Here is a 13,613-nt window from a genome sequence, read left to right as displayed (position 1 = left end):
TGTTACGAAGGTTTGTTGTTATTTCTTAGTTCAATTGTTTAGTCCCGTCACCTCCCTTGCCCTCCTCGAGGAGGGAATGCTTTTGCCGTTAATAATGGTTGGTGGATGTTTGCCTGAATTAAGCCTTAGATGCTCTAAATTGGTACTTTGCCATTCCCCTCCAAGGAGGGGTTAGGGGTGGGTCGACTAGGTTTTGTTGGTTACTTAAATTTCTAATGTGTGCTGTAAGGCTTATTGTTTTAAAGGTATTGGCTATTTCCTTAGATGTGCCTTTGAGTTGTCCTGTCGTGAAGAAGGTTGGTTATTATCAGTCCAGCCTCAAAAAATCAACTCAAAGCTAGTTCCTTCGCTGCCTGATTTAACTGTAATACTTCCTTTATGCAAGCCCATAATCTGACGAGAAAGAGAAAGCCCAATACCAGAACCACTTTGCTTTGTGGTGTAGAAGGGGACAAAAATATTGTCCAAAACCTCATCTGGAATTCCTGGGCCGTTATCACGAATGGATAGAATAACTCGCTCTTGCTCAAGGCGAGTGCTCAATTGAATGGATTTATAAGGCTGATCCTTAATGGCCTCGATGGCATTCTTCACCAGGTTGATCAACACTTGATCCAAAAGGTTGGGGTCGGCATTAATCTCAATGCTTGAACTTACTTCTATTTCGAAGTTGATATTGGCGGCTTCTAAGTCGGGTTTGAATAAGTTTTCAATTCGCTTGACCAAGGGGAGAAGCTGTACTGTACTGAACTCAGGTTTCGATACTTTGGTCAGCTGATCATAGGTATTTACAAAATGAGCTAAACCCTTGCTACGGGCTTCAATGGTTTCTAGTCCGCCCACAATATCCTGATAAGCTTCTGCTTCCGTTTGGCTATTGCTTTTGGCTTGAACTTCTTTTTTAAACACCTGGAGAATTACTTCTGAAAGCGTAGAAATGGGGATTACAGAATTCTTGATTTCATGGGTAAGCACGCGAATAAGACGTTGCCACGATTCTATTTCTTTTTCTTCCAGTTCGCTCTTAATGTCTTGAAAAGACACCAACCTATAGCCTTTATCCTGAAGTTTAAAGGTGGTTACTTGAACGGAAAGGTTGAGCAGCGTCCCCGCTATTTTAACCTTTACCAATTCCCTTTCACCCGATTTAAGCTTGTCTACTTTGCTAGCTACTTCTTCAGATACTTTTGCCAAAGAAGCAAGAGAAGTGATGTGATCCTTCTGGAAAAGCTCTTTTGCGGCTTTGTTTGAAAGTGCCACCTTGTTGTCTTCATCAAAACAAAGCACCGCCACCCGAACATGCTCCACCACGGTTTGCAAATAGATGTAGTTCGAAGCCTTTTCATTCCTCAGGTTTTTCATTACCTGATTGATTTCATGAAAAGCGTAATTCAGTTCATCGGTTTTCTTATAGGAAAATGAATTGCTGAAATCATTTTGTTTGATGGATAGCAGGAAATAAGTCAAATCTCGTCTGGAACGCTCTACATAACGGATCAGACTGATGAGGACAATCACTAGTGTAAGAAAGAGCCAGAAGGAAACTAGCCAAAAATGGGTTTGGGTAAGAATATAGAAGCCTGAATAGCCTAAGGCCAGCAGAGCCAGAATACGGAGTACTACGTTTAATCGAAAGTACTTATACCTCATTCAGTTTCTTTTACTTGATAGAAGACCAAGAGCTTTAGCTTGGTTCGTAGCATTCTTGGACAACCCCACCTCACCCCAAATCGGATGACCATAGTTGCGTCTTTTTCATAAGTATAAACGGCTGTAGTGGCCTTAAATCCTTCAACTTCGGTTTCTAAACTATTTTTGTTGTTCGAACCAAAAACATATCGTGTTTGTGGGTCACGAACATCAAAGTAAGTAATGCAGTCTGTTTTTGCCAGCAAATACATCCTTACAGTAGTTCCAGCATCAATATTTAATTTATAGTCTCCTGAGTTTTGAGTACCTACTACTTCAAAATTTAGGGTGCCAAAATGCTTCCATTTAAATTTTTCATCCGACAACTGACTGTCCTTTATTCTATCGTGTATTTCTTCTAGACTTCGCTGTCCACTGGCATGGAGTCGAATTCCAATCAGGCAGATAATGATTAGAAGAATACGCATATTTTCGGATCTTAGAAACTTTTCATTTAGACTTTAATAAAATACGGTACATGTGTCGAACTTAATTTATTAAATCTACTGTTAGAAAGAAGAGTTTATAACTTAATGTTTTGATTTATTAAAGTTGGGCTGAATCTAATCTATTTATATTAATTATCAGAGTCCGTACTTAGCCATTTTCCTATATAGGGTGCTGCGGCCAAAGCCCAATTCGATTGCTGCTTGCGTTAGGTTACCTCCAGCTTTACGTACTGCGTTTTGAATGGCCGTTTTTTCCATGGCCTCAATATTTAAAGATTCTGGCTGGCTATGGCCTTCAATACCCTCGTCTTTCAATAGAAAGTCCTCAGGGGCTAAAAGAGGAGAGTTAGCCATAATCACAGCCCTTTCAATGGCATGTTGAAGTTCACGAATATTTCCTGGCCAGCTATAACCGAGTAGTTTATTCAATGTGGTTTCATTTAACCTCATTTTTTCCTTCTGATACTTTTTGGCGTAAGTGGCGAGAAAATGCTTTGCCAATGGTGCAATGTCCTCTTTTCTTTCTCTCAAAGGAGGGAGTTTGATTTCCACGGTATTCATTCTGTAGAGCAAATCTTGTCTGAACTCATTATGCTTTACCATTTGGTAAAGAGGCATATTGGTAGCACATACCAAACGAATATTTAGTGGAAGCACTTTATTAGAACCCACACGGCTAATTTGTTTGAATTGAAGTGCAGTCAGTAATTTCGCTTGCAAGGGCAAGGATAGGTTTCCAATTTCGTCTAAAAATAATGTTCCATTTGAAGCTAACTCAAACCTGCCTGGGCGATCTTCTCGGGCATCGGTAAAGGCACCTTTTACATGGCCGAATAGTTCAGATTCAAAAAGCGTGGTGGAAATTGCTCCTAGATCGACCTTGATGAAGTTTTCATTGTCCCTTTTGGATTGATTGTGAATTGCTCTGGCAATTAACTCTTTCCCCGTTCCGTTTTCACCTAAAACGAGTACGTTGGCATCGGTTTTGGCTACTTTTTCAATGGTGTGAAAAATAGGCTTCATCACAGGACTCACAGAAATTATATCGCTCAATTCTTTCTGTTGGTCCTTCATCAAAATCTTCTGACCTGTCTTTAACTCTTGGACTTCCTTTCTGCTTTTACTCAATTCGTAAATTGACAATACGGTGGCCAATAACTTTTCTTTCGGCCAAGGTTTTACCAAAAAATCGACAGCACCTTCTTTCATAGCTTCCACGGCAATGTCAATATCCCCATAAGCAGTATTCATCAAAACATGTGCTTTTGGGTCTTTCTCCAAAACTCTTTTCAAAAGCTTGATACCTTCTTTCCCGCCCGTCAAACCATAGGAGAAATTCATGTCCAGTACAATCACATCATACTCGTGCTGATTGAGTAGGAAAACTAATTTGGCAGGATCTTTTTCTGTAATTACAGTCTGAAAATATTGTTTCAAGATCATGTTGGCTGTGTAAAGCACTCCTTGATCATCGTCTAATACTAGAATTTTGGCGTCAATTTTTGACATTAGTCCTTGTTGGTCCGTGATGGAGTGTAAAGGTATGAAATGTACCATTATGATACATTCATTTGTTCCACATTGACACGAATTAATTGATAAACGGGATAGTATATAGTGTAAGCTGCTGTTATTTAGATATTTGTGGTTTCGGCATGATTATAGGATACTACTGTGAGCGTCTACTAAGAAGTTGAAACTACCAACAGAACATGAATAATTATGAGATGATGATCAGGAACCACCTTAAAATGTCCTTTAGAAATCTTTCTAAACGAAGGTTATATAGTGCTATAAATTTCACTAGCCTGTCCATTGCTGTGATGATAGGCTTTTTGGTTTTTGTTTTTGTGAAAGATGAGTTGAGTTATAATGCATTCCACGCCAAGGGAGACAATCTGTTTCTTCTCTATAAAACGGATTTCAAAACGGACGATCCAAAATTGGAACTCGGTTGGTTTGATGCCACACCAGACAAAGAAGTTGAGAAAAGCATTTCTCATAATCTCCCGTTTTTGGAACTGGTTAGAGAAAGTGTACCAGAAGTAGAGAAATTAATTAGGGTCGAAGGGAATTATATAGGCATCAAAAAGGGTGAAAGGCAATTGTCAGAGTATGTTAACTATGTAGATCCTGACTTCTTTGAGTATTTCAGTTTTACTTTTTTGTATGGCGAACCAAGCACCGCACTGAAGGAGGTTAAAAGCGCGGTAATTACGGACGAAATGTCCATGAGGCTTTTTGGAAAGGTGGACGCTGTGGGCGAAACATTTTCGAGCGGCAGTGAACAAGGTGATGTTTACCAGATTACGGGAGTTATAGAAAAGCCAGTAAACTCTTCTTTGGAACTCAATATAGTACTCAATCTTGCTAATTCTAATTATTATAAGGAGCATCCTGATGACTGGCATTACAATGCCATTTCATGTTTTCTACTTCTTAATAATTCAGAAGATGCCAGTATAGTAAGCGAAAAGATAAGCAAGATTTATACAGAACGATTCGCAGATGATATTTCCAGTCAACGTGAAACACTCAAACTCTCAGCATCCAATCCAGTTGTGCAATATGACTTAAAGAATATCCAAGGTTTATACCTCGACCCAAGTGTGAGTTATGGAAAGAGTTCATCACCACTTTATTCCATTGTACTTATTGGCATTGGCTTAGTTATCCTCCTGATTGCCTGTATCAATTACCTTTCTATCAATGTAGCCTCTTCGGGAAGCAGGCAGTTGGAAGTGTCCGTAAGAAAAGTGATGGGAGCAAGCGGAAGCCATTTACGAACGCAATTCTACATTGAAGCGCTGATAATTTCTGCTTTTGCTGTGCTGGGTGGTTTTACATTAATGCAACTCATTCTTCCAAGGTTCAATGAATTGGCGGGGAAGTCAATCGAATTAAGCCTATTAGAGAATATTCAAATCCTGAGTGTCAGCCTTCTTTTTGCATTAGTATTGGCTTTTCTAGCGGGTATTTATCCAGCCCAAATTTTGTCTCGATTTAAAGTGGTGAATGGCCTTAAGGGTAATACCACCTACAAAATCAAACCCCTTTTGATAAGGTCTATGGTGGTGTTTCAATTTGTGCTTTGTCTTTTCTTTATTTCAATGGGCTTAGTGATGACGCGCCAATTCAATTATATCAATGATAAAGACTTGGGCTTTGACAAAGAACAGATTGTTTATGTTCGTGGGCTTTGGGGAAAAACTCAACTGATGAAGCAAGAATTGGCTTCCAATACAAATATAGAATCAGTAACTGGTGTGAACGGGATTTTTTCTCCATCTACAAGTAGATCAACCGTAGTCACCAACAACACTCAGCATTGGGTGCAAAGTGCCCGAGTAGATTTCGATTTCTTTAAAACCTTTAGCATCCCTCTTTTGGAGGGAGAGGACTTTAATGAGGAAATGGGAGTAAAGGCTTTGGAGAATAGAGAGGTCATAAACAAAACACTCTATGATCTTTATAAGTCTGATACGGCAATGTATAATCGGGTGCAAAAGGATATCCAAGGTGTTGTCAACGATTTTCATTTTGAATCACTTCAAAAATCCATTGGGCCTTTTAGTTTCGGAGTTGCCAATAGCAATAGTCTTTCAGATTTGTTCGTGAAAATCGGAGCGGGAAAAACTGAAGCTGGGATCGCTGCCATTAAAGCTGCCGCAGAAAAGATTGTTCCGGAAAAGGAAATTGAAGTGAGCTTCCTTAACGACTATCTCAATAGCCGCTATAAGGACAGTCAAAAATGGAAAGAGATCATTAATGTAGCTTCTGTATTAGGGGTAATCATTGCCTGTATTGGGCTATTTGGGCTAACGGGTATAAACATGGCCAACCGCACCAAGGAGATTGGCATTAGAAAGGTACTGGGCGCTGGTTTCTCGGATGTACTCATTCTTTTAAACCGACAAACCATTTGGTTGATTCTTTTGAGCACCGCTATATCGCTACCCATATCCTATTACTTTATGGAGCAGTGGCTTTCGGGATTTGCTTATAGCACTTCCGTCACGGCTGATATATTTTTGTTATCCACCAGTATTTGTCTTTTGGTGGTGGCAGTAACCGTTTCTTTTCACTCGGTTAAATCAACCTTATCAAACCCAATCGATTCCCTTCGATACGAATAAACGCAAAAGACTATGATCAGGAACCACCTTAAAATGTCCTTTAGAAACCTTTCCAAACGAAGGTTATACAGCGCTATAAACTTCGTGAGCCTGTCCATCGCTGTGATGATTGGCTTATTGGTTTTTGTGTTTGTGAAAGATGAATTGAGTTACGATCGATTCCATATCAACGGAGATAATCTGTTTCTTCTTTATAGATCGGACTACAAAACAGAAGACCCAAAACTGGAATCAAGCATATTTGATATCAGTCCAAATTTGGATGTTGAGAAGAGTGCTGTTTTAAGCATGCCCTTTTTGAAATTAATAGAAGACCGTGTTCCGGAAATTGACAAGTTGATTCGAGTTGTTTATCAGTTTGCTCAGCTAAAGAAGGATGGAGTAACCCACCAAGAGGATATTCACTATGTGGATGGTGATTTCTTTGAGGCCTTCACTTATCCTTTTATTGAAGGCCAACCAACAACTGCATTGAACGAAATCAGCAATGCAGTAATTACCAAGGAAATTGCCTTGAAGTATTTTGGCAGAACAAATGTTTTAGGTGAGACCTTGACTTTAGAGGGCAAGACTCCATTCAATTTTATCATCACTGGAGTTTTAGGAGAACTGGGGAATACTGTTTTGCCGCTTGGTATAATCGTTCCAACCGAGAATTCAACTTACTATAGAAACTTTAATGAGAATTGGTATTTCAATGCTATTAACGGATTCGTCTTTCTAAAAGACCCTAGTCAGGTGGAAGTAGTTAATGAGAAGGTAGGAGAGCTTTATCGCGAAAGGTATTCGAAGATGATATCGGATAATAGGGAAGAGTTGAGGCTCTCGGAGAGTAACCCTATGTTTTCATTCGGTTTAAAACCTATAGGTGATCTTTATTTGGATTCCTCTATTAAGTATAGCCAAAACAGATCCTCTTTTCTATATTCTATTATACTCATTGGCATAGGTGCCATCATTCTATTAATTGCTTGCATTAATTATTTATCCATTACTGTTGCTTCCGCGGGAAGTAGACAATTAGAAGTAGGGATACGTAAAGTGATGGGGGCTAATTCAGGCCAGTTGAGGAGCCAGTTTTACATTGAAGCGGTCCTTATTTCCCTGTTTTCAATTTTAGGTGGCTTTACCTTAATGCAGCTAACTCTGCCTAGGTTCAATGAATTGGCAGGAAAGTCAATTGAATTAAGTTTGATTGATAATGTCCAGGTTTTGAGTATCGGTCTTCTTTTTGCCTTGTTGTTGGCTTTTATGGCTGGTATTTATCCTGCTCAAATTTTATCTAGGTTTAAAGCAGTCAATGGTCTTAAGGGAAATAATACCTACAAAATCAAACCTGTCTTAATCAAGGCAATGGTCGTTTTTCAATTTGTATTGTGTTTGTTCTTTGTATCAATGAGCCTCATCATGCACAAGCAATTTGAGTACATGAATAATAAACACTTGGGTTTCGACAAGGAACAGATTGTATATATCGATAAGGTAAATGGAAAATCAGGTCTAATAGGAGAGGCCTTGGCTAAAGAGCCTTCTATTGAATCATATGCTGCCGCCAGCGGGGTTTTTGGTGGAGGACAGGCATTCAATTTGGGAATTGCTATCGGGGGTTCACAATACACTGTGGCTGGACCAAGTGTAGGCTACAACTTTTTTGAGACCATGGGAATTCCTGTTTTAGAAGGGAATTCTTTCAATAAAGAGCGCTCTTTCGAGGAGCAACAGGACAAATTTATACTGAACCAAAGCATGTATGAGCTATTAAAGAAAGACACGGTTCAACTTAATCAGTGGGTAAAGGACATGCAAGGTGTCGTTGCGGATTTTCATTTGGAATCACTTCAAAACTCTATTGGCCCCATAATGTTTCGTATGAAAAAGGAGGCTAAGTTGTCAACGCTATATGTTAGACTGGCTCCCAATAAAACAGAGGAAGGTTTGGCAGCCATTCAATTAGCCATTGATCAAGTAGCACCAGACAGCCAAATGAATATTGAATTTTTGGATAGTTACCTCAACAGCCGCTACAAGGACAGTGAAAAATGGAAAGAGATTATTAATGTAGCCTCTGTACTTGGGGTAATCATAGCCTGTATTGGGCTCTTTGGCTTAACGGGTATTAATATGGCCAATCGAACTAAGGAAATTGGCATTAGAAAAGTACTAGGAGCAGGTTTCTCCGATGTACTCATTCTTTTAAACCGACAAACCATTTGGTTGATTGTGCTGAGCACAGCCATTTCGCTACCTATATCTTATTACTTTATGGATCAGTGGCTTTCGGGATTTGCTTATAGCACTTCCATTACAGCCGATATCTTCCTTTTATCTGCCTGTATTTGCTTTTTGGTGGTGGCAATAACCGTTTCTTTTCACTCGGTGAAATCAACCTCATCAAACCCAATCGATTCCCTTCGATACGAATAAACGCAAAACAGCATGGTCAAAAACAACATTCTTATCGCTATTCGTCATTTAAAGAGAAACAAGGTTTTCTCCTTGATCAATATTCTTGGCTTATCGCTATCCATGGTGGCTTGCCTGCTGATCTTTAAATATGTTTCGTTCGAAAAGGGCTATGATAGCCATATCCAAAATGCAGAGAGGGTATTTAGGGTTTACCGAATAGCAGAAGGTGAGTCACCAGATGATGGTGTGGCGTCTGTGTTCCCACCCATGGCACCCGTAATTAGAAGCTCTATTCCAGAGGTTGAAAATATTGCCCGTGTAATTGGCTCTGATAAAGTATTCCAGTCGTTTGCTTTTAGTTATTATGCTCCAACGGGAGACATCAAAACTTTCAATATCCCTAGGCCTTATTTCACTGATGACGATGCATTGAAGATTTTCACCATGAATTGGGTGGAAGGGGTGAATACAGCTTCTTTAGAAAACCCTTTTGAAGTGGTGATTTCTTCTTCCTATAAAGAACGATTTTTCGGTCAAGAGCCTGCCATTGGTAAACTGCTTAGGTTTAAAAACATGGAGCAAGACTTTAAAGTGACTGGTGTTTTTGAGGACCTTGCTGAAAACACACATTTCAAATATGATGTGCTGGTTTCTTTTAAGTCATTACCCAGCGAATGGGACTTAGATAACAATTATGGATGGGGTAACTTTTTCACTTATCTCAAACTCAATAATTCGGGTGATCCCAATTTGCTTGAAGACAAAATAAATAGCGCTTTTGTAGGCATTGAAGGGGCTTGGTTTAAAGATGAGGGCGTGACTTTTAAACTGCAAAACATTCAAGACATCCATTTAACCTCACACCATTCTTTTGAAATGGAAGTGAATGGCAATAAGTCAACTGTGGGGTTTCTGAGCATAGTAGGCTTGTTTATCATGGTGATCGCATGGGTGAATTATGTCAACCTAAGCACCACTAAGTTGATTGATAGGAGTAAAGAGGTGGGCATTAGAAAGGTATTGGGAGGTGTTAAGTCGCAACTCATTGGTCAGTTTCTATTTGAGGGACTTATCATCAATTTCCTTGCAATCCTCTTCGCACTTACGCTATTACAGTTTAGCAGTGTGTTCTTTAGAAACTTATTAGGCATTCCTGTTGATTTTTTTAGTACGGACTCATTAAAACAGACCGTGGTATTGCTTGTACTCTTTACATTAGGTTCCCTGTTTTTTGCGCTTTATCCAGCTTGGTTGTTTTCGATACAGAAAGTCACGGTAGTTTTAAAAGGAAGGGCAAAAACCAGCAATTCTGGTTTAGCCCTTCGAAAATCACTCACGGTTTTTCAAAATGTGGTGGCCTTGGTTTTGATCTTAGGGACAATGGCTGTTCAATCCCAATTAAATTTTATGCAGAACCAATCTTTGGGGATGGACATTGACCAAACTTTGATTGTCAAAAAGCCCTTTATGGATGAAACCAATAGGGAACGTACCAAATCTGCGTTTGTCAACGATGTAAAAAACATCAGCGGAGTGCAATCCATTGCAGCCTCTTCTGAGATTCCTGGCTATGAAATTTCAAGAATGAGATTTGTGGCACTTGGGCCAGCAGAGGATGATAAAGCTTTGTATGCCAAAGATATATCTGTGGATGAATCATTTATAAATCTCTATGATATTGAAATCCTGTATGGCAGAAGTTTTAGTAATGACTTTAATGATGATCAATCCGTAATACTGAGCCTGTTGGCAGCTAAGGATTTATTACAAGGGGAAGAACTTGCAGATTGGATTGGCAAAACCATTTATTATGAAACCGAACCTTATACTTTAGTCGGCATTGTGGATGATATTAGCCAAGAGTCATTAAAGTCAAATATTGAACCTCACATTTACACCCATCATGATAGGATAATATACTACTCTATAAAGTTAGGTGCTGATGATGTACAAAGCACAATGGGCCAAATTGAACAAGCTTTTAACCAAAATTATTCAAATAGCTACTTCGAGTATTTCTTCTTGGATGACTACTTCAATAGACAATACAAATCAGATCGCCTTTTCGGCAGTATTGTGAGCTTCTTCTCAATATTGGCGATTGTAATCACCGTACTCGGTCTGTTTGGCCTATCACTTTACAATATTAATAGAAGATCGAAAGAAGTAAGTGTGAGAAAAGTATTGGGCGCTTCTGTTCGTCAGCTGGTGCTTCTTCTAACAAAAGAATATGCATGGTTGATTTTGTTGGCCTCCTTCATTTCTATACCCATAGGCTATATTTTCCTTCAAAAATGGTTGGCCAATTTTGCAAACCACATAAGCATTGGAGCTACTTTATTCATTCTTCCTATGCTGATTGTCTTTGTACTCACCTTGGTTACGGTGGGCTATCAAGTTTTAAAAACTGCCAATACGAATCCTTCCGATTCACTTCGTTACGAATAAACTCAAAACTCATGTTCAAAAACTATTTCAAAACAACATTCAGGTCTTTAAGAAAGAATACAACCTTCTCTTTGGTCAATATACTCGGGCTTTCCATTGGTTTGGCCGCTTGTATCTTCATTTTAGAATATGCCTTTTTTCAGCTGAGCTTCGATAAGTATCACCACAAGTCAGATCAGATATATAGGGTAATGAATGAACGCTTTGAAGGCGATCAGATGATTCAGCGAGGTCAGATTACCTACTCTGCGGTGGGGCCTCAAATGGCAGGAGATTATCCGGAAATTGTGAATTATACCACAGTCAACACTTTCGATGGGAATGTTTTTTTATATGAGAATAAGGCTTCAGAAATATCTTCGGCATTATTAGTTGAACCTTCATTTTTCGAAATGTTTGATATCGAGGTACTAGCTGGAAACCGTGAGACCTTGGTGAGCGAGAATTACCAGATTGTATTGACCGAGTCGATGGCGGAGAAAATTTTTCAGACTACGGATGGTGATTGGACAGACTACCTAGGTACTGTTTTAGAAATGGGCTCACAAAGATCCAAATGGCAACTTTCTGGAGTCGTGGCAGACCCACCAACTAATTCGAGTATTCAATATGAAGCACTTCTTTCGCGAGTAACAACCTTTAGTCTCTGGGGAGAATCTGCCCGTTTTAGTTGGAACAATTCTGATTATTTCCATTATATAGAACTGGCCGAAAGTGTAGACTACAGCAAATTTCAGGAGAAGTTCGTTGATTTCTCAGAGAAGTACTTCAGGGGAGATAAAGTGACAGGAAACCTCGAAAAGTTCCACCTTCAACCTTTGGCGGATGTACATCTATATTCTGATTATGAGTATGAAATTCATGAAACTTCAGATGGTAAAATGGTTTGGGTTCTCATAATTATTGCTGGCTTTATTATAATCATGGCCTGGGTGAACTATGTGAACTTGACAACCTCCAAATCCTTACAAAGGGCTAAGGAGGTAGGAATACGAAAGGTAGTAGGGGCCAGTCGCCCACAGCTAGTTAGACAATACCTCACCGAATCAATGATGCTGAACCTGTTGGCATTTGTATTGGCAATTACTCTCGTACAGGCCTTGCAAGTTCCGTTTAATAATTTGGTCGAAGAAAACCTGTCTTTGTTAGAGTTTATATTTTTGAAGCTTGGCTCACTTCAAGTGTTTGTCTGGATGCTTATTATTCTATTATTGGGCTCTATAGGATCAGGCATTTATCCAGCCCTTGTCCTTTCTGGTTTTAGGCCTTCTCAAACCCTTAAGGGAGATTATGGGAAAAGTACTCAAGGTAGGGTCTTGAGAAAGTCCTTGGTCACCTTTCAATTTATTCTCTCCACAGCACTTATTGCAGGTACTTATCTGGTGATGAAGCAAACCCGATTTATGAAAAGTCAGGATTTGGGATTAAATATGGAGCAAGTAGTTACCGTGGAGGGGCCTTCATTGGCAAATTTTGACACGACTATTGTAATTCATATGAACACCTTTCTCAACAAACTTGAACAAAATGCACATGTCATAAAGGCTGGTACATCCTCCAATGTTTTTGGAAGCCGTATGCCAAGGGTTTTTGATGTGAGAAGGCTGGGCCAAACTGAAGATCATATGCTTAATAGGATGGGGGCAAACTATGGATTCTTTGATGTCTACCAGATCAATTTTTTAGCAGGAAGATCTTTTCGCCCATCAGATCACAAAGAAGATCCAAGACTAATTGATGCAGCTATTATAAATGAGAAAGCCTCGAAAATTCTTGGGTTTAAAACTGCTGAAGAAGCTGTGAATGAAAAACTGTTGTTCTTTGGGCAAGAATGGACTATTGTTGGTATAACAGATGACTTTCATCATCGCTCACTTAAAGAGTCCATAGAGCCTATGCTAATTATACCTATTTATTTTGGCTATAGCGATACATATCAAATTAGGGTGAGTGCCGATAATGTGCCACAAACATTAGCATATATTGAGCAAACCTACAATGAGTTCTATCCAGGAGATGTATTCGAATATGGTTTTATGGATGCCAGATTTAACAGCCTTTATAAGTCTGACGAGCAATTCGGGAAGATTTTTAACTTATTTTCTTTTCTGGCCATTGCCATTGCTTGTCTTGGCCTTTTCGGTTTGGTAGGGTATACGGCTGTTCAGCGTACTAAGGAAATTGGAATCAGAAAAGTATTAGGAGCATCGATTCCTGATATTCTACAACTACTATCAATGGAATTTCTAGGGCTTATTTTATTGGCCAACTTTATAGGATTGCCTTTAGTCTATTTTGCTGCCCAGTCTTGGTTAGAGAGATACACTTTTAGAACCGAGATTGGCTGGGCATTCTTTGCTTTGCCGCTCCTAGCGGTGGTATTCATCTCTATAGTCATCATCATAGGACAAACACTGAAGACCGCGCGTCTAAATCCAGTTCAATCACTTCGCTGTGAATAAAACTCAAAACAACATTTACAATC

General features: G+C 39.3%; 7 protein-coding genes. 4 read left to right on the top strand and 3 right to left on the bottom strand.

Annotation, left to right across the window (positions count from 1 at the left end; genetic code table 11):
- Positions 1 to 318: 318 nt before the first annotated feature.
- From VOI17_RS05975 to VOI17_RS05965, 3 genes are all read right to left on the bottom strand, one after another.
- Positions 319 to 1,650 carry a PAS domain-containing sensor histidine kinase gene (locus VOI17_RS05975; protein ID WP_323756333.1) on the bottom strand — a complete coding sequence of 444 codons (1,332 nt, stop codon included), beginning with the start codon at positions 1,648 to 1,650 and terminating at the stop codon, positions 319 to 321.
- On the bottom strand, positions 1,647 to 2,117 hold the full coding sequence (locus VOI17_RS05970) for a hypothetical protein (protein WP_323756332.1): 471 nt from the start codon (positions 2,115 to 2,117) through the stop codon (positions 1,647 to 1,649). The genes VOI17_RS05975 and VOI17_RS05970 overlap by 4 nt, the downstream gene beginning before the upstream one ends.
- A gap of 156 nt (positions 2,118 to 2,273) precedes the next feature.
- Positions 2,274 to 3,647 carry a sigma-54 dependent transcriptional regulator gene (locus tag VOI17_RS05965; protein ID WP_323756331.1) on the bottom strand — a complete coding sequence of 458 codons (1,374 nt, stop codon included), beginning with the start codon at positions 3,645 to 3,647 and terminating at the stop codon, positions 2,274 to 2,276.
- Between the two features lie 203 nt (positions 3,648 to 3,850).
- On the opposite strand from VOI17_RS05965, the gene VOI17_RS05960 reads away from it, so the two are divergent.
- The 4 genes from VOI17_RS05960 to VOI17_RS05945 are packed head-to-tail and all read left to right on the top strand — an operon-like array spanning position 3,851 to position 13,590.
- Positions 3,851 to 6,274 carry an ABC transporter permease gene (locus tag VOI17_RS05960; RefSeq protein ID WP_323756330.1) on the top strand — a complete coding sequence of 808 codons (2,424 nt, stop codon included), beginning with the start codon at positions 3,851 to 3,853 and terminating at the stop codon, positions 6,272 to 6,274.
- Positions 6,275 to 6,286: 12 nt separating this feature from the next.
- A complete protein-coding gene (locus VOI17_RS05955; RefSeq protein ID WP_323756329.1) occupies positions 6,287 to 8,698 on the top strand; it encodes an ABC transporter permease in 2,412 nt (803 codons plus the stop codon).
- Positions 8,699 to 8,710: 12 nt separating this feature from the next.
- The gene (locus VOI17_RS05950) at positions 8,711 to 11,128 is read left to right on the top strand and encodes an ABC transporter permease (RefSeq protein ID WP_323756328.1); all 2,418 of its coding nucleotides are present in this window, start codon (positions 8,711 to 8,713) and stop codon (positions 11,126 to 11,128) included.
- A gap of 11 nt (positions 11,129 to 11,139) precedes the next feature.
- Complete coding sequence (locus VOI17_RS05945) at positions 11,140 to 13,590, top strand: ABC transporter permease (RefSeq protein WP_323756327.1); 2,451 nt, start codon at positions 11,140 to 11,142, stop codon at positions 13,588 to 13,590.
- Positions 13,591 to 13,613 lie beyond the last annotated feature (23 nt).

Origin of the sequence: Roseivirga sp., assembly GCF_034669765.1 — a bacterium.
Taxonomy (GTDB): domain Bacteria; phylum Bacteroidota; class Bacteroidia; order Cytophagales; family Cyclobacteriaceae; genus Roseivirga.
This window is presented reverse-complemented; position numbering and strand designations above follow the sequence as displayed.